At 72.3% G+C, this 18,435-nt stretch carries 8 protein-coding genes; 1 reads left to right on the plus strand and 7 read right to left on the minus strand.

The window, feature by feature from the left end; translation table 11 throughout:
• Nucleotides 1-158 precede the first annotated feature (158 nt).
• Entirely contained in the window at nucleotides 159-647 is a 489-nt protein-coding gene (locus tag AW273_RS19000) for a hypothetical protein (protein ID WP_062349668.1), read from the plus strand.
• Here AW273_RS19000 and AW273_RS19005 read toward each other — a convergent pair.
• The 7 genes from AW273_RS19005 to AW273_RS19035 are packed head-to-tail and all read right to left on the minus strand — an operon-like array spanning nucleotide 632 to nucleotide 18,082.
• Entirely contained in the window at nucleotides 632-2,476 is a 1,845-nt protein-coding gene (locus tag AW273_RS19005; protein WP_062349669.1) for a hypothetical protein, read from the minus strand. The genes AW273_RS19000 and AW273_RS19005 overlap by 16 nt on opposite strands.
• Nucleotides 2,469-7,925 carry a hypothetical protein gene (locus AW273_RS19010; protein WP_062349670.1) on the minus strand — a complete coding sequence of 1,819 codons (5,457 nt, stop codon included), beginning with the start codon at nucleotides 7,923-7,925 and terminating at the stop codon, nucleotides 2,469-2,471. Before AW273_RS19010 ends, AW273_RS19005 begins: the two co-directional genes overlap by 8 nt.
• Nucleotides 7,915-10,974, minus strand: a complete 3,060-nt coding sequence (locus AW273_RS19015; RefSeq protein WP_062349671.1) for a hypothetical protein — start codon at nucleotides 10,972-10,974, stop codon at nucleotides 7,915-7,917. Before AW273_RS19015 ends, AW273_RS19010 begins: the two co-directional genes overlap by 11 nt.
• Nucleotides 10,971-14,390 (minus strand): DUF6603 domain-containing protein, encoded by a 3,420-nt coding sequence (locus AW273_RS19020; protein WP_062349672.1) that lies wholly within the window; start codon nucleotides 14,388-14,390, stop codon nucleotides 10,971-10,973. Before AW273_RS19020 ends, AW273_RS19015 begins: the two co-directional genes overlap by 4 nt.
• Complete coding sequence (locus AW273_RS19025; protein WP_062349673.1) at nucleotides 14,383-16,713, minus strand: DUF1929 domain-containing protein; 2,331 nt, start codon at nucleotides 16,711-16,713, stop codon at nucleotides 14,383-14,385. Before AW273_RS19025 ends, AW273_RS19020 begins: the two co-directional genes overlap by 8 nt.
• Entirely contained in the window at nucleotides 16,713-17,468 is a 756-nt protein-coding gene (locus AW273_RS19030) for a DUF2182 domain-containing protein (protein ID WP_062349674.1), read from the minus strand. The genes AW273_RS19025 and AW273_RS19030 overlap by 1 nt, the downstream gene beginning before the upstream one ends.
• A complete protein-coding gene (locus AW273_RS19035) occupies nucleotides 17,465-18,082 on the minus strand; it encodes a DUF1326 domain-containing protein (protein WP_062349675.1) in 618 nt (205 codons plus the stop codon). Before AW273_RS19035 ends, AW273_RS19030 begins: the two co-directional genes overlap by 4 nt.
• Nucleotides 18,083-18,435 lie beyond the last annotated feature (353 nt).

The following is an 18,435-nucleotide window of genomic DNA, read 5'->3' on the forward strand; positions in this document are numbered from 1 at the left end:
GAAGTCGGGCGGCGGTCTCCCCGGTCAGGTCGGCCACCAACGGCGCCGGCGACTCGCCGGGCGTTCAGGGCCGTCATAACCGGATCGTAAGCGTCGTGCAAGGCGATTCGGAGATGGTAATACCACAAACCGCGAAAACCCCCCGAAGGGAACCAGCCGTGCGCCTCCTTGGCGGCCTCGTCGCAGCTCTCGCAATCGTCCTCGTCCCCTCCGCCCCCGCCTTCGCCGACAACCCCCCGGTCGCCTCCAAGACCGGCCTCGCCCAGCAGGCCCCCGCCAAGAAGTTCGAGCGCTACAGCTCGGGCAAGCGGGCCTACACCAAGGGCTCCCTCTCCGGGGTGATCACCAACCCCGGCGCCGTCATCGAGAACGCCGACATCAAGGTCAGCGGCAAGATCGGCGACCTGACCAAGGGCTCGGCCTGCGGTTACGCGGTCTTCCGCATCACCTACCAGAAGGGCGGCAACCAGCCCTTCACCCACAAGACGTTCCGCGACTGCACCTACCGGACGCCGGCGTCCTACAGCTTCACCTACAAGAACGCCACCCTGGTCGAGCTCAAGGTCTGCTCCGAGGCCAAGCACACGAAGGTGTCCGACCAGTGCCTCTACGGCGGTGTGTGGAAAGTCGTCTACGCCACGATATGACCCGTTGACCCAGGGCCCGGTGGGGTGGGGAGGAGGTGGTCGAACCTCAGCCCGCTGGACGCCTCGCCCGAGCCGGCCGCCCGTGTCGCCGCGAGCCAGAGCAGCACCCGTCCCTCCTGCCACCGGGTGCGCTGGTAGGCCAGCGACACACGGGTGCCGGCTCTCGGCACCTCCTCCTCGAACAGGTGGTAGGGGGCGGCCGGCGCCTGGTCGAGGCCGACCCGCAGGAGCGTGGTGCGCGGGCGGATCCGGGCGCCGGGTGGTGCGCCCTCCATCGTGCGGATCATCGCGCCTCGTTGGAGCTGGGTCTCCCGTACGTCGCCGGGTACGTGCACGACGACGAACGGGATCCAGTTCTCCGGCACCGTGGTCATGGTCCGATAGGAGATCGGGGCCGCGGCGTCGCCGGTGATCGGGCCGTCCGGGGGCAGGCCGGCGAGTCGTCTCCGGTGGGCGAGGCTCTCCTCGGCGGCTTCCGACCCCCGCTTGCCCGCCCCGGAGGCGAGCGGTATCACGCGTTCCACCGCCCACACGAGGTTGGCGACCTCGTCGCGCATGAAGACGACCTCTTCCAGTTGCGGCCCGTCGATCGACTGCGCCAGCGCCGGGGGCAGGAACAACGACAGGTCGGCCGGTTCGGCGCCGGTCCCGGCCACGTCCAGCGTGAACATCGACCAGCGCCGCCAGTCGTCGTCGGCGCCCCGGCCGGCCGGCTCGATCCACAACCGCTCGCCGAAGACATTGGTCACGGCGAGGCCGGCCACCGTGGCCAGGGTTCCGGTCGTCATCTCGTACGGGATCGTGAACCAGTCGCCGCCGTAGGCGAGCGCGAACTCCAGGTAGAGGAGGCCGGCCACGTCGGTGGTCTTCACGCCGACATCGCCGAGGTTGGTCTGCCCGTCCTCGAAGGCCCACCAGCGTCTGTCCGGCATGCCGGTGAAGCGGGTCGCCGTCGGGAGGGTGGTCGACGCTTCGGCGAGGGGGCCTGCGGCGCGGCCGCCCGCGGGGTCGACGGAGAAGGCGGTCCAGTCGAGCCGGCCGCCCGGGTATTCCTCGGCGACGAGGCGTTTGGCGCCGTCCGCGACGTTCATGGTCACCGCGAACCGGTGTTCCAGATGGGCCGGGTCCCAGGCGGGCTCGGATTCGGGACGCTCGATCATCGCCTCGAACCAGCCGACCAGTTCCAGGCCGGCCGCCACGATGGCCGGTTTGTCGGCGTCCGCCACCGGGATGCCGGGAAGCGGGGTGTTCGACGGGCTCGCGACCAGATGCCGGTAGAGCAGGTAGCCGTCCATCGCTCGGCCGGCCAGCGACTGGAGCAGCGCGTACACCTCCAGATGGGCGACGCGTTCGGTGTCGGCGTCGTCGTCGGCGCCGGGCACCGTGAAGGCGTAGCGGGAGATGAAGGCCTGCCGGTAGACCGGCGGGATCAGCTTGAGGAAACGGCGCCCGAGCATCATTCGCAGGTCGAGGGCGCCCAGCCCGCCGGCCGTGAGGTGGTCGATCGGGCGGCGCTCGGCCACCGTCTCCAGCGGCCGGCTCGCGTCGTAGGCGGCCGGGGCCGCGTCCCGGGCCTGGAACGTCGCCGGTGCGGCCTGCGCCACCTGCACCTTGGCCAGCACCGGAGACCCGGCGTCGTCGCCGTGGAACTCGCCCAGTTGCCACTGGCGGGTCAGCATCCACAACCCGTCGCGGATCTCGGCGCGGAGCGCACGATCGAAGTCGGGCGAGCGCGGGCGGCCCTCGACCCGGTTCCAGAGCGTCACCGACGGCCGCTGCCGCTCGGCGAGCACGGCGCGCAGGTTCTGGATCAGCAGGGGATTAGGCATGGTCGGCTCGCATGATCCGGTAGAGGTCGTTGTTGACGGCGAGGTTGGCGGAGATGCCGAGGCCGCGCTCCGTCGCCTCGGACAGGGTGGCCGGGAGGAAGGCGGCGTACGCGGTCTGCGCGATGGCGTCCGGTTCGAGGGCGCGCTGGCGTGCCAGGTCGAAGGTGTCCTCCAGGGCGGCGACGAGGTCGTCCCAGCGCCAGCCCGCGCTCGCGTCGGGTGGCACGACGAGCAACATCGCCTGCGGGGGTTCGGAGTCGGGGCTGTCGTGGTGGAACACGATGCCGGTGGTGGCCGTGTCGTCGGGCACGACCTCGACCCATTCGTCCAGCAGCAGCCCTGCCTGCGGCGCCGTCGGATCGAACGCGGCCGGATAGTGGGCGGTGTAGAGCAGGCGATCGCCGGTGACGGAGGTGCCGGGGGGCCATTCGAGCGCCAGCCAGGGCTCGGTGGCGTGCGGGAACTGGACCGGAGTCAGCTCCGGCTCGGGCCGGCCGAACGCGCCCGCCAGCAGGGTCGCCTCCTCCCACGCGCGCATCGGTCCGCGCACGCGGGCGACGCCGTGCAGCCAGTCGTCGACGGGGAACGACCGCGACGCCAGCCCCGCCAGCAGCCCGCCCGTACGGCTCCACTGCAACGCCGCGTCCCATTCGGCGGCCAGGGATTCGGGGAGGGCGAACTCCGGCACGAAGACCGCGTCGGCGCCGAGCAGCGCGGTCACGGCCGCCGTCAGCGCGTCGACCTTCGACCGGCCCGTCGTGGCGAGGTCGTGGGCGGCGAGGTGGCCCGCCGCGGCCTCGCCCCGCGCCGTCGCCTGCGTGATCATGAGGCTGAGCGCGGCCGACGCGTCCCGGCAGAGCGCGCGCGCCCGGTCGGCGAACCCGCCGACGGGAAAGGGCTCGGCGTCGAAGTCGTCCACCGGGAGCAGCGCGGAGATCATCTCCAGCGCGTCGGCCAGGCCGGTGGCCACGCCGGCGACCGCCTCGAACCCGGCCAGCCGGTCGGCGAAGGACGCCCGCTGCGTCTCGATCGCCGCGCGGAACGGCCCGGGGTCGGTGGGCACCGGTTTGGTCGGGCTGCCGCGGAGCTCACGGTCGGCCCGGAGCAGCACGGCGACGCGTTCGGCGTCGGTGGCCGGGGGCGGCAGCGCGTCGTCATGGGCGAGCGCGTCGTCGGCGCGCGCCAGCCGGGCCCGCCAGCGTCCGGTCAGGGCGGCCACGGCACCCAGGAGGTCGCCGAAGAGGCCGGCCCGGGCCGCGTCGAGCTGGGCCGCTCCTCCGCTCGGCAGGCCGAACCGGCCTGATTCGACCAGGGCGGCGCCCGCCTGAGCCACCAGATCGTCGACATCCGGGGGCGCCGGGTTCTCCACCGCCGCGTCGATCGCGGCGCGAAGGGCCGCCAGTTCGTCGAGATGGCCGTCGAGTTCGGCCGCGACGGCCGCGACGCGATCCCGGTCGGCCTGCACCAGTGTGTCCGCGGCCGCGCGGGCCTCGCCGGTGCGGAGCACGTCGGTGGCCCGCAGGGGCCTGCTCGTGGTCACCAGAGAGCGGAGGTGAGCGACGTGCGGGGCGATCTCGAAGAAGGTCGCCTTCCCCGGCACCCGTTCGGTCAGATGGACGATCGGGGTCACGTCGGGCCGCAGCCCCGCAGCGGCGGCCACGTGCCGGAGGATGCGCTCGTCGAGTTCGCCGAGCGCGGCCCGCGACTCCAGCCGGACGAGATACAGCAGGTCGATCGGCTGAAGTCCGAGGTCGGCCTGGCTGACGAGCAGATCCCGCGCGGTGCCGTCGTGGCCGGTCCAGCGGACCCGGGCCACCACCTCGGCGGGTGGCGGCAACATCGCCGCGGCCAGCTCGTTGACTCCCGGCTCCGCCATCGCCCGCGGCGTCATCGCGACCCCGCCGACCGGGGACGAGGTGTGGTCGAGCCCGGTCCGCAGGTGCACCGCCACCCGGTGCGTCAGCGTACCGCCCCGCCCGGGGGTCTCCAGGATCGCGGGGTCGGACGGGAAGCCGCCGCGTCCGATCGTGTCCAGCGACGACGCCGTACGGTCGGCGTTGCCGAGCACCGACTGGTGCACGCTCTCGGCCAGCACCAGGTCGCCGATCGCGTCGTGCACGTCCAGCAGGCGCTCCACCTCCAGATCGATGGCCTGCCGCTGCGCCGCCGAGGCCGCCGGGAGGTCGGTGCGCCCGAACGGGTAGGAGGACAGGCCCGATTCGCGCACGTGCCGGACCAGCTCCAGGCCGTCGACGCCCATCCGGCCGTCCCGATCGCCGGTCAGCGGGAACGCCTGCCGCAGCGGATGGATGACCACGTCCACCTCGGCCAGCGTGTGCCGGTCGTGCAGCCCGCGCTCGAACCGGTGGCCGAGCAGGCCCCCCAGCGGTTGTCCTTCGCGCAGGCCCCGGAGCACCGACATCGCCAGCCGCATGCGCCCCGAGCTGAGATTGAGCGCCAACGTGTCGGGATGGTCGGGGGTGGCGTTGGCCATGAAGCCGCTGCGCAGGATCGCCGCGGTCGCGGCGTGGTTCAGCGACGGGGCGTGCACGAACCCGCCGTTGGCGCTGTCCCGCACCAGAGGGGACCCGTGGTCGAACGCGGGTTTGAGCTCGTCCGGGAGCTCCACCGGTTTGAGCTCCCGTGGTTCCGGGCGTACGTCGTGCAGCCAGCCGTAGGCGCCGACGTGGATGCCGCGCCGCGGCTCCGGGCGTACGCCGTCGATTCCGTCGCCGGGGGTCAGGCCGCGCATGTCGAGCAGGCGGCGGGTGGCCAGGCCGAGCCGCCAGGCGTCGACCCGGTGACCGGCACAGTCGAGGTGTTCGGCCAGGAGCCGTTCGAGCCGGGCGGTCGGCAGACCGGACAACGCCTTGATCGCGTCCATGACCTGCCGGAGCCGGCTGACGGCCGCTTTGTCGAACAGGTCGGGGATGGTCTCGTGCAGTGGGCGGAACGGGTCGCCGGTGATGCCGGGCGCTTCGTCGTAGAGGGCGCTCCACCGGCTCTCGGTGCCCTGGCCGGTGGCGACGTGCACGAACGGTGGTTCCCGCCGGGCCGCGAGCAGCTCCGCGGGGGTGATCTCGCCGGATTCGAGCCGGAGCCGGATGGCCGCGTCCCACCACGACAACAACACGGCGTGGCGGAGCAGGACGTAGAGCAGGGCGTTCGGTTCCTGGCCGCCGGAGAATCCGGTCTCCTGCCGCAGCTCCTCCAGCTTGGAGCGGCCGGCGTCGCCGAGCCACCGCAGGTAGTCGCGCCCGTCGTCGCAGTAGGCCCGGATCGGAGCCTCCTCCGACAGCGGCCGGTCATCGATGACCGGCCCTTTCAGTCTGTGTTGAGCGGTGTGGAAGAGTTTGCGAAGGATGTCGGGGGTGTCGTCGCCGCGGTACCCGAGCCCGGCCAGCAACTGGCGGCCGGTGGCGACGTGGCCGAGCGCGTTCCAGACGTCGAGGAAGTCCCGGCCGAGGTTGTCGAATCGGAACCGGTTGAACAGGTCGCTGACCGATTCGGCGTAGCGTTGGTGGAACTCCACCGAGGCCGGGTGGAGCGCCACGACGTCCAGCAGCGTCTGGTGCGGGTCGCCGGTGGCGGCGTGCGCGTGCGGGACCGCGTCGATGATCTTGGCCAGGTCGGCGGTCAGGACGGCGAGCAGATCCCCGAGCGTGGTCAGCGTCGCCAGGTCGGCCGCGTCTCGCGGATCTCCCGGGCCGCCGGTGCCGAATCGCAACCGCGCGTACGCGGTGGCGGGCACGATCCCATAGGGCTGCCGGCCCAGGCGCAGCGCCGGGATCCGCCCTCTGCCGCTGACGTGGCCGAGGAAGAAGTTCCGCGTGTGCGTCACGGCGTCGTCGCCGAACAGCGGCCACATCATCGACTCGAGGAAGTAGCCCCAGGTGGCCGGCCACAGGGCGGTGTTCATCGCGAGCGACTCCGCCTGATCGCCGCCGGCGGCCCCGGCGACGGCGCCGAAGACCGCGGGATCGACGCCGAGACACTCCGCCAGCCACTGGCCGTCCTGCTTGGCCGCCCACCGCGGCTCGTCCACCAGCCGCGATCCGGTGCCCAGGTAGCGGTCGTAGCTGAGGTCGGGGTCGTCGAGCCGGCTGAACCCGGAGGGAACACCCTCGGTGTTGTTGGTCGGAGTGCCCTGGGCCGGGATCGACATCCCGGACCGGCTGCGATGGTGATGGGTGAGCAGCTCCTCCAGGTCCTTCTGGTCGTCGCCGGGGCCGGCGCCCGCCCGGATCCCGACCGCGAAGAGCCGGTCGAACCCGTTCTCCATGCGGGGTTCCAGCGGCACCCGCATGGCCATGCCCACGCCGACCGCCGCGTCGAAGTCGACCATCCAGCGCAGGTCGTCGGGCATCACCAGCTCGCCGTTCTCGATCCGGAACTGGTCACCGGGACCGGCCGACGGATCGGGGCCGACCGCCAGGGCCGGCGGGATGGGTTCGCCGGTGAACTCCAGCACGGTCTGTCCGGACTCGCGGCCGATCAGCACGATCCGGTCCGGCAGCAGCCCGGCGCGTGAGGCCAGGGTCCAGGCGGAGAGCTTGGTGTCGGCGGGCGAAGGCAGCTCGCAGAAAACGACCGTGACCTGCGCCTGCTCCGGATCGACGCCCTCGGGCCGTTCCTCGAACGCGTGCGGCGGCAGGCCGAGCACGGTGTCGGCCCGCGCGTCACCCACCGCGCCGCGCAGTTCGGCCGCGAAGGCGCCGCCGGGGTCGCCGTTCGCCCGCCACACCAGCTCCCAGTACCGCGCGGCGGCGTCGCGCTCCGCGGCGGTGAGCGTCAGGTCGCCGGCGACGACCAGGATCACCTCGTCGGGCGAGGTCCGTACCGGCTCGGCGGTGGGGGTCAGCGGGGCGAACCGGTCGACGACCCAGCCGGCGCGGCCGCTGCCGCACGCGGCCACCAGGGCCCGCCACGCGGCCCGGCGCATGCCCTCGTCGCCCCCGGCCCGGAAGACCCCGGCCCAGAACCGGGTCGCGTTGACCACCTCGGTGTCGCTGAGCCGCTCTTCGAAGCCGTCGACCGCCCACTGGTCCGGATAGATCCGCACCCACAGTTCCGTGGGGGTGAACCGGGTCTCGATCCGCAGCGGCATCAGCAACAGCGGCGTCCCGCCGTCGAGGCCGGTGACGGCGTCGCGGGGGTCGGACACCTCGGCGAAACCCCGCAGCTCCTCGGCGAGGCCCGCCTCCACCCGGCGGAGCGCCTCCCGCAGCCTGGCCAGCCTCGTCTCGGCGGCGGCGATGTCGTCGCCGAGCCCGGCCAGTGGTCGCGGCGGCCCGGAGAGCCTGGGGTCGGTCCGGCGGGCCTCGGCGTCGCGGGCGCGCCGCAGGCGGGTCAGCCGGGCGTCGGCGTCGGCGATGCCGGTGCGCAGACCGGCGGCCTCCGCGGCGAGTGCGCGTACGCGGCGGTGGCGGGAGTGGATGTCAGACGTCACCGAGCAGCTCCCCGGCGTGTACGGCCACCAGGACCGGAGCCTGGTAGAGGATGTAGGCCACCTCGGAGGAGTTGAGGTCGGCCCCCCAGTGGAGGAACCGGTCGTCGGCCCACTGGTCGTGCTTCTCCGCGTCGGGGCCGACCGGCTCGGTCAGGTGGTGGACCGGCGCGGCCGGGCCGACCGGGATGAACGGCAGGCCGGGCGCGACGTCGTCCCAGGCCAGGTCGTTCCACACGTTGAGGTCGCCCGTACGCTCGACGTCGAGCCCGAAGCGGGGCTCCCCGGGCCGCTCGCGCAACACGAAGAACCAGCCGGGATCGGCGTCGGGTTCGGCGGGGTCCTGACCGAGGGCCTCGGCCGCGGTGAGGTCGAAGCCGAGGAAGGTGATGTCCGGTTCGATCTTGGCGCCGAACAGGGGCGCGCGCAGCTTGGCCGGTGGTGGGTTCTGCTGTTCGGCCAGGGTGAGGTCGTCGAGCTCTCGTTCGGCGGAGGGGTCGATGGTGCCGTCCTGGGCCCGGCGCCACTTCGCCCGCTGCGCGTAGATCACCGCCGTGGGGTAGCGCCGGAGCAACTCCCCTCTGATCACCAGGACCACCTCTTCCGCGGCGGGCCCGTCGTCCTGGTCGCGCGGGTCGTGGCCGCCCAGCGGCGAGGTGAGCGCCCAGGTGTGCAGCGGCGGGATGTCCCGCAGCCGCTCCCGGCGGTGCGCGGCGCTCTCGCCGGGAACCGGGAGCTGGTGCGTCGGGTCCCAGAACTGCCGGAAGCAGCTGCCCCGCTGGTCGGTCGGATACTCCCGCCACAGCAGCTCGCGCGCCATCTCATGGTTCAGACCCACCATGTACGCCTCGATGAACCGCTGGTCGGTCTCCAGCAGGGTGATGCTGTCGGGCGGGATCAGGGTGAGGTTGGGCAGGAACAGCTCCGACGACTTCCCGGCGAGCGGCCGGTACATCGGCACGTCGATCTCCGGGTAGGCCAGCACCTCCCGTAACCCGGTCACGCCCATCCGGCCGGGGAGCGAGATCCCGGACAACACCTGGCGCGGCACGGTCACCTCCGGGTCGAGCAGGTCCAGCACGGACTGGGCCAGTTCGCCGACGTCGATGCCGGGCCGGGCCGGTTCGGCGCCGGCCTCCGCCGAGGCGCGGATCACCTCGGCGTTGCCCTCGACAGCGTCCTTGATCCGGATGCCGTCCGGGCTGTCGCTCGACGTCGGTTCCAGATCGGGGACCTCCCGGCCGGGCTCCGTCACGGTGAAGCCGCCACACCGGGGCAGGTCGGCGACGAGTTCGGGCTTGCGGTCGTCCCGGGCGAGCTGGACGGAGGCCCGGTCACGGTGATGGTCGAGGCCCGCCACGAGCTTCGCCGAGGTGGGCACGCCCGGTGGGGCGGCCTTCGGCCGGGCCGCGGTGGCCCGTTGCCCGGCGATGGCGGCCAGCAGCCGGCGGGGCGGGTCGCCGTAGCGGGCCAGCGCCCGCACCACGGCCGACCCCGGACGGCTGATCCGGCGCATCGCCGGGGTGAGCGGACCCTTCCCTGCCACGCTCGCGGCCAGGCCATGGGCGACGGTGACCCCGTCGTGGACGATGCGCGGATGCGCCGGACCGGTGATCGCCAGGACCCGCCCGGGGTCGGCGGCCGTCTGCGCGGCCAGATGGCGGTGGTACAGGCCGCCCGCCACCTCCCGGGTGAGCTGCCCGAGGCGGATCCGCCTGTTCGCCTCCAGCACCTCGCCGATCTGCTGCCAGGCGGCGGCCAGATAGGTCTCCTGGTTGTCCTGCACGATCGCGGTGCCGAAGCCGGCGGCCACCCGGAACCGAGGGTCGAGGTTGAGCTCGTGCACCCAGTTGCCGGTCAGCTCCGGTTCCGAGGCCTCCAGCAGACGGCTGGTCCGGGCGTGCCAGCGGCCGTACAGGGGCGGGGTGACCACCGGGTCGGGGTCGGCCGCGTCGCCGGTCGCGTAGTCGTCGCTCAGCTCGATGAAATCGGCCAGCGCCGTCTGGAACGGGTGCGGGAAGGGGACGTCCCAGTTCTCGTACCGTTCGGCCTCCTCGCGTGCCGTCGGGTCGAGGTTGATCTCCGGGATCCGCAGCGCCCCGCCCAGGCGGAGCAGGCCGCCGAGCCCGGGAACGTCGATGCCGGGCAGACCGGGCAGCGGCGCGCGGACGTCCATGTCGCGACGGCCGACACGCGGATCCATCCGGCGGGGCTTGAGCAGCCGGACCAGATACTCGAAGTCGCCGACCGTGCCGGTGCGGAAGGTCCAGCGGTGGTAGTAGCAGTGGGCGGCGGGCTCCGCCCTGCCGGGGTAGTCGCCCCAGGACGAGTGCGTGGCGGTCGGCGAGGCGTCAGGGTCGAGACCGAGCCCGGCCAGCCGGCCGCTCTCGAAGGAGGGCATCACGAAGGCGTGGTAGACGGTGTCCTGGCTGAGGCGGCGCGGGCAGAGCAGGCGGGCCAGCCCGTGGTCCGGGTCGGCCCCGACCACCGTGTCGAGCCGCGGCAGCACCGCTGACATGTCGTCGGACAGCACCGTCCCGGCCGCGCCCAGTCCGCCGTTGACGTGGACGTGCGCCCAGGCCCACGACTCGTCGGCCGAGGGGAACACGCCCGGGTCCGGGACGATGACGAAGGGCGCGGGCCGGTCTCCCGCGGCGCCCTCGGTGAACTCGTCCTCCGCCAGCACGACCAGGGCCAGCCACGGTCGCAGGCGCTTGGACCCGTCCGGCGGCGCCGGGGTGTAGCGCCACGGCAGGTCCTCGTCGTAGAACTCGACGAACGGCAGGTGATTGGGCTCGAAGTCGGTGATCCCGGGCCACGGCTCGGTGCGCACGATCGACCGGGAGTCCAGGCCGGTCACGTCGCCGGGGCCGTACAACTCGACGTCCCGGTGAACGGGCGCCGAGATCGTGCCGCCGCCCGCGGTCCGGCCGGTGACCGTCAGGTCGACGCCGACGCGGGCCCGGGTCGTCCCGCCGGGAGCGGCGGACATCAGGGTGGCCACCCCCCGCCGCAACCACGGCAGGAAGGAGTAGGTGCCGATGTCGGTCATGCGCTCGCCGCCTCGTAGGTGGGGATGACGTGGATCAGGCCGGCCTGGTTCGGGTTGCCGGCGACCCGGTCGTTCAGCCAATCCCGCGCCGCCGACTCGCTTCCGAAGACCTGCGAGGTGGCGCGGTTGTCGACCGTGGAGGCGACCACGAATCCGGCCTCCGCGACCCGCACACCGTCCTGGTGGGGATCGAGCAGCCGGCCGGAGGCGGCCGAGACCGGCGAGCCGGCGATGCTCGCACCCGCGACGAAATGGCCGAACAAGCCGCCGGCGATCGGCTGGAACCGGCGCCGCCGGCGACGGAACCGGTCGTCGACGACGACCTCCTCGAATCGCACGGCCCGCTGGACCATGCGGGCGGACTGGGCGCCCGCACCGGTCGGCACCACCTCGATCCCCGCACGCTGCCGCTCGAAGGAGGCGCGGGAGAGTTTGGCCGCGTCGTCCATCTCCTGGAACTGCGCCATGGCGAACGGTTCGGTGACGTCGGCGCGCTTGCGCAACGCGGCGCCCTGAACCGTGATCGCGAAGCGGGTCGCGTCGGCTGCCCGTCTGGCGCCGACCTTGGTGATGCCGATGTCGAGTGGCACGGCTCGCTGCCGAATCTCCAGGGAGCCGACCGGGTGCAGCACCAGCGACCCCGGTCCCGAGTCGGGCAGGTCGCGCAGCGACACGAACAGATGGGCGCCCGGCGAGAGCGCCCGCCACGACTCGGGTTTCTCCAGCTCGGCCCGGAGCATCGGCAACACGTTCACCGGATCCAGCTCGGTGTGCTTCGGCTCACCCCAGGTCTCGTCGAACTCGGCCGACACCGTGAAGAAGAAGAACGAGATCGAGCCGTGGCCGCGGGCCCGCCACGGCGACGTGCCCTCCAGCGCGAACTGCAGGTGGATGCCGAAGACGCCGACGCCGAAGACCTTGAGCGACACCGACGCGGAGATGTCGACGACGAAGTGGAACGGCGAGAACCGGAACAGCGCGTCGAACCCGACGTGCCCCTGGATGCTGATCGCGCTGAACTTGAAGAACAACTCCGCCGCCGCGCCGAACTGCACCGTGTTGGCGGTGACGGCGAAGTAGTTGGTGATCCGGATCCGGCCCCAGTCCTCGTCGAGGATGCCGACCGTGATCCGCCTGGGCACCGGGAACGGCAGCGGAGGCGGGTCGAAGGCGGGGTGGAAGCCGCCGACGCTGACCACGAACTCGGGCTCCTCGCCCCAGGCGACCAGCAGGCCCATCTCTCCGGTGACGGACATGAACAGGATCCGGGAGTCGTACAGGGAGGCGAAGAAGTAGACCCGCTTGCGGTCGAACTCGACCGCGCCCGCGAAGTTGACCTGAAGCCGGATCAGCGGCTCGTCGGGGGTGGGCAGCACCACCTTCAGCACGCCGACGACGGCGATGTTGCCGGGGATCTCGACGATCACCCCGACCGAGGCCGTGATCAGCGCCGGGCTGCCCCAGCCGATCCTGACCATCGGACCGACCAGGAAGGTGTCCCGTTTGGCCGGGAAGAAGGCGCGCAGGTCGCTGAGGATGCGCGGCGCGTTGGCCACGACGTCGCGGGGGAACATCACCCGCTCCACCGAGCCGGTGCGCACGCCCTCCATCAGCGCCCGCAGGTTCATCGTCCGGCCGATGCCGAGGAGCCCGCCGACGCCCAGCAGCACGAAGCCGAAACCGAGCTGGACCCCGCCGGGGAACTCGGCGGTGATGACGATCAGCATCGAGAACCCGGGGGAGCCGTCCGGGTTGCGGGTGGTGATCAGGCCGATCGCCGACACCGTCAGGAAGTCGGCGATGACGAACTCCAGGGCGCCCGCGTAGTCGCCGCGCTCGGCGTCGACGTACAGGTAGCCGCCGCCCTTGACGACGCCGACGTCGAGCGAGAGGCCGACGCCGGTGGGCGGCTTGAACCCGAATTCGAGGTCGAACGGGCCCAGGTTGCCGTCGTGACCGGGCGGGAGCCCGAGGAGGGCGCGGGCGCCGAGGTTCTCGATGACCGCGCGGAGCGGCCCGAGGGAGGCCGTGATCGTGGCCGTCAGGTCGATCGGGAACCCGGCCGGTTCGATGCCCGCCCGGACCGCGAGGGCGTCGATCTCGATCGGGCCGAGCTGGATGTGCGTCGGTATCCGTACGTCGAGCCCGCCGCTGCCGGTGAAGAACACCCCCGATCCGGCCCGCCAGCCGAACCCGAGGTCGAAGCCGGCCTCCAGGGCGAAGCCCGACATGACGCCGGCGACGAACCCGTCGGCCCCGGCGAGCGAGATGACCAGCCGGCCGCCCTCGACGGCGCCTTCGATTCCGACGTCGCCGGTGGCCCGTCCGGCGGCGACGTCCCACGCGAAGGAGGTGGTGAGGCGGATCCTGATCCGCTTCGCGCTGAGCTCCGTCCCACCGGCGACGCCCAGCAGGACTACCCTGTCCCGGCCCGGCGCGGGCACCCTGTCGAGCCCGGCCGAGAGTGTGCCCTGCACCGTGCCCTGGGGCGGGATCACCGAGACGTCGGCCGGTGGCTGGATCCGGATGCCGGTCGAGGCCTGGATCTCCCCGCCGGCGCCGAGGGCGAGGACGAAACCGCCGCCGACGGGCACCGTCAGATCGATCCCGTCGGCCAGCCCCGTCTTGGCGATGAGGTCGAGGCCGGGTGGGGTGACGGAGGGCTCGGTGGGGATCAGCGCCGCGAGGAAGAACTCGATGAACGGGCGCTCGGGCGGCCCGGGGTCGACGCCTGCGGCGACCGGCACACCGAGGAAGGTCAGCAGCTCGTAGAGCAGGTCGATGAGGGCGGCGCCGTCGAACTGCGGGGTGCCCCAGCCGAACAGCGAGCCGAACGCCGTCTCGGGTGAGGAGAAGAACACGCCGATCCTGGCGAAGTCGACGACGCGTACCCTCGTCTCCGGCAGCGCCGGCTCGGTGGAACCGGCGTTCACGACCGTGGTGCCGAGGACACCGAGCCCGGTCAGCACGCCGGAGAGGATCGGCCGGCCGTCGATCAGGTAGCGGGCGACGACGCGATCGAGCAGGCGCTTGGGCAACTCGCGGGCGAACTGTTCCACGCTGCCGGCGAGTTCGCCGAGGTCGAGGTCACCGATCTCGTCGGCGATCGTGTCGAACGACCTGATCACGGCGGTCACCTCGACGACGAGCGGGGCGGCCTTCGCGGCCAGTTCGAGCGCGCCGGCGTCGGCCTCGACGGCCTCGGCCAGTTCGCCGACCAGGCCGGGCAGTTCCTGCGCCGAGGCCGCGCAGGCCGCGATGGCGCTGCGCAGCCGCGGCGACACCAGATCGGGAGGGATCCACAGGCCGAGATCGGTGAGCACGCCCAGCGGGTCGTCGGCGAACTCGGCGCCGAGATCGGCGAGGGCCGAGCCGAGCATCAGCGCCAGGCGTTCCGCGGTGCCGGGATCAGCCACGGTCGCTCCCTTCGCCGGCCTGGTTCGGGGCGAACGGCGGCAACGGCGGCGGCGCCTCGGTCGGCACCGAGGGTGAACGCAGCGGAGGCGCCCCGGTGATCATGATGAAGCGGGCCTCCACGCAGGGCAGCGCCCCGTCGAGAATCCACAACATGTAGTAGCCGGGTGGCACCAGCGAGCTGTCGGCGCCGGGCACCATCGTGACCTTCAGGGAGGTGGTGCCGCTGGTGGTGAACGGCAGCTCGATGAACCGCTGCTCGGTGTCGGTGTGGTGGGTGACCGCGGCCGGGCGCATGATCGCCACCCGGGTGATCCGGGCCGCGTCGGGGGTCCGGACCGTGAACGTCGAACCGTACCGGACCATGACTTCGCCCGGTTTCAGTGGCGGGAGCACCGGCCGGGTGCCGGGCTTGAAGAAGTAGGGCGGCTGGTAGATCTCGTAGTCCTTGCGGTTGAGCGGCGTCGAGAAGTCGAAGCGCTCGCTCCGCGGCGGGGTCACGCTTGACAACCACTCGTTGACTCGGGGGATCGGGGCGCCCGTGGACCCCGGCTCGAAGTCGACGCGGGTCCCGGCGGCGATGCCGCGGGGAAGCGGGGTGGCGATCCGGAGGTAGCGCAACACCGACGTGGCCGGCACCGGTTCGAGCATGACGAGGGTGGTCCTGATCTCGTTGGGGCCGCGATCGATGATCACTGTCGTCTGGGGCGGGAGGGACGCGAAGGGCAGGGGGTAGACCGGTGTGCGCATGTCCACCTCAAGAACAGTGGCATGGGCGGGTGCCGGGGCCAGCAGGCGTGATGTGCCGGGGTAGACCCGCCCGTTGAAGGAGGACGGAAAGCGGAGCGAGGGTTCGTGCTCGTTGGGATCGGCGCCACCGGCGACGATCACAGAGCCGTCGGGGAGCAGCATCGCGATCGAGTGGTACATCCGCGGGTGACGCATCGGCGCCCCGAGGTGGAACCCTCCGCCCGGCGTGAAGATCTCCACCTCCAGCGTCGGCGTGGTCTTGGGCACGCCCTTCGCGTCGGCCTCCGTACTGTTCGCCTTGGCATGCCACTTGTACGCGTCGTGGCCGCCCAGGATGAGCACGGTGGCGTCCGGGAGCAGCACGCAGTGACAGTTGATCCGCGGCGGGCGGTTCAACCCCGGCACCGCCGACCACCGGGGCGACCGGAAGATGGAGGTGTCGAGGATCTCGACCGGCTGCCGGGTGGTGATGCTCTGCCTGCGGAAGGCCAGTGGCCCGAGCCCGCGGGCCCGGGTGATCGTCCACGGCGGGACCGGGGTGGCGATGGGACGGCGCACCAGCGACGCGCCGGTGGCGTCGACGGCCTTTCCGCCGCCCACCACGAGGAACTTGCCGACCGACGTGGGATCGCGCTGCTTGGTCGCCGGATTGAGCACCACCGGCAGCATCACGCTCATGCCCTCCTCCCGCTCGGGCTGGGTGGCCCTGGCGGTCGGCAGCACGTACTCGGTCCAGGCCCCGGTGAGGGTGCCGCCCGCCGGCCGGACGGTCAGCGACAGGGTCGGCGGCACGTGGGGCGGCGGCTCGTCGATCTCCTGGCCCCACGTGGTGTGGGTGGTGTAGAGCCGGTCGTCGGGGGCGAGGTGGATGCCCGGGTAGATGGGAATCATGCGGTCGGCGCCGGTCACCGCCTTCGGCTGGTAGTCCGGCGGCTTGAGGTGCTCGACGACCTGGGCGATGCCGCGGTTGGTGACCCATTCGGCCAGCTTGGGCACCGGCCACCCGGCCGGCGCGGGCCGGAAGTCCGCCTCCTCGCGTCGGCCCGAGATCACGAGCACGCTGCCGTCGCCGAGCACGACCGCCGTCGGATACCAGCGGCCCTGGAGCAGCTTGGGCCCCGAGGCGGGCTTCACCCACTCGCCGCCCTTCTTCCCCATGCGCGGATCGAAGATGTGGATCGTGGAGGATCCGGCGCTGCCCCGGTAGTCGGTCCGGGGGTTGAACGTTCCACCGGTGACGAAGTGGTCGAGCTGGGAACCGCCGACCACCAGGATCCTGCCGTCCTGCAGTTGCACGCAGAAGCAGCAGAACAGATCCGCGCCGTTGAGGAACGGCTTGCGGACCGCTGGCGCGCCCGGATTGCGGGGATCGAACACGTACGCCTCAAGCGGATAGTCGAGGTATTCCGCGTGCCCGCAGAACCAGAGCACCTTCCCGGTGTGCAGGAGCACCGCGTGGATGACGAACAGACCACGATCGTCGGGGACCGGATTCTGCCCGTTCTTGTCGCGCAGCACGCCCGGCAGGTGCGGCACGGGCCGGGGCGGCGACCAGGCGCCCTTGTCCGCCGACATCAGTGACCTCCATGTCCGGCGGCACCGGTGAGGTGCGCCACGCCGATCGCGACCGCCGCGACGATCATCACGACACCCGTGACCCGTGCCAGCGAGGCGCCCCACGGCGCGTGCTTGTGCAGCGCCGCCACGCCGCCCAGCGCGATCATCAACACCGGGTTCGCCATCCCGGCCGCGAACATCACCACCATCAGCCCCGCACAGCAGCCCAGGCAGTAGAGCCCGTGGTCGAGGCCGATCAGAGCCGCCTCCGTGTGCGGCCGACGTCCCGCCCAGCGCCGGGCGAGGATCCCGAACGGCGTGCGGCAGGCGGTCAGGCACCGGGCCGCCGTACCGGAGAGCTGGTAGGCCCCGGCGACCAGCAGGGAGAGGGACGGCACCGCCCACACGTAGGGGGTGCCGGCGACGACCGCGCGCACGAGGGCGTCGAGCGCGGCGAACGCGAGCCCGGCCACCGCCCAGGTGGCCAGGTAGCCGGCGACCACGGTGGCGATCAGCCGGTCGGCGTCGCGCCGGTGGGCGAGCATCCGGGCGAACGCCCGCAGCAGCGGCAACGAGGTGGGCAGCATGGTGGCGACCGTCATCAGCGACCAGCTCAGGGTGAACCAGCCGACCCCCGCCCAGCCCGCGGCGAGGTCGTGTTCGAGCAGCGACCGCGCCGGGGAGAGCTGCCACGCCAGCAGCCCGGCCGTCCCGGCCACCGCGACGGCCGCGATCGCGATCGTGGTGCGTGAGCTCGCCGCCGGGCCGGTCACGGCTCACCCCGGCTCTCGTACCGGAACGGGCCGCGCATCGCCGCCCGGCCGGTCACCTGCACCGAGGCGGCCTGCCCGCCCAGGTCGACGCGGAAGGCCGAGGTGTTGCCCACTTCGGCGCGCGGGCCGAGCACCTCGCTGAGCCGCCCGCTGCGCAGTTCGGTGATCGCGCCGTCGCCGCCGCGCACGACCGTTCCGGCACCGCTCACCATGCGCCCGACCGTGACCGAGAGGTGGTCGTCCTGGGTGGTGAGGCTGATCGGGGCGCGGCTCGCCTCACGCAGGGCTCCCATCAGGCGGCCGAGCTCGCCGAGCGGCCCGCCGTTGCCCCCGGTGAACGTCGTGGCGAGCGCGGCGAACTGGGCGTCGTCGGCGCCGTCGTCGACGAAGAGCGTGACCTCCTGCCCGCCGGTGTCACGATGCCCGGTGTGGAAGGAGACGCTCACCACCGATCGCCCGGAGACGTCGACGTCCCCGATCGTGCCGCTCTCGATCGACCAGCAGAACGCCCCCGTGCACCGGTTGTCGTCGGGGGAACGGCCGATCCAGCATGGGCAGATCGTGTAGCAGTCGCACAACTCGAAGAAGAAACCGTCGAGCCGGTAGGCGGGCATGCTCACGGGCGGTTCCGCGTCGCGCGATTCTTGGTGTGGTTGTGTCCGGCCACCGGGTGTTCTCGCGGGATTCCCGGCCGATCTTCCCCGTCACGTGTCACGTGACCCCCTGCTTTCCGGGCCGACCTCACTCGACCACTCAGAAAGGTTTCACGACTCCGCTGTCACGTAAAGCGAGAAATTCTGAGTGGTCTTATGTGGCGACCGAAAACGAATGTCCGCAGCCCTCGCGAACGCCCGTCGTCTTTTTTCATGACCACGGCCCGGCGCGTTTCCACTGGTCAGTCCACCCGGCGCTCGGCGAGAATCGACAGCGTGATCGCGCCTGACGATAAGGAAGGTGTAAAGGGCTT

The organism is Herbidospora yilanensis, assembly GCF_001570565.1.
In the GTDB taxonomy this organism is placed as follows: domain Bacteria; phylum Actinomycetota; class Actinomycetes; order Streptosporangiales; family Streptosporangiaceae; genus Herbidospora; species Herbidospora yilanensis.

Coding starts and splice junctions, on each gene's coding strand:
- AW273_RS19005 (WP_062349669.1), bottom strand. CDS start 2,476: ATGCCTAATCCCCTGCTGATCCAGAACCTGCGCGCCGTGCTCGCCGAG.
- AW273_RS19015 (WP_062349671.1), bottom strand. CDS start 10,974: ATGACCGACATCGGCACCTACTCCTTCCTGCCGTGGTTGCGGCGGGGG.
- AW273_RS19025 (WP_062349673.1), bottom strand. CDS start 16,713: ATGTCGGCGGACAAGGGCGCCTGGTCGCCGCCCCGGCCCGTGCCGCAC.
- AW273_RS19035 (WP_062349675.1), bottom strand. CDS start 18,082: ATGCCCGCCTACCGGCTCGACGGTTTCTTCTTCGAGTTGTGCGACTGC.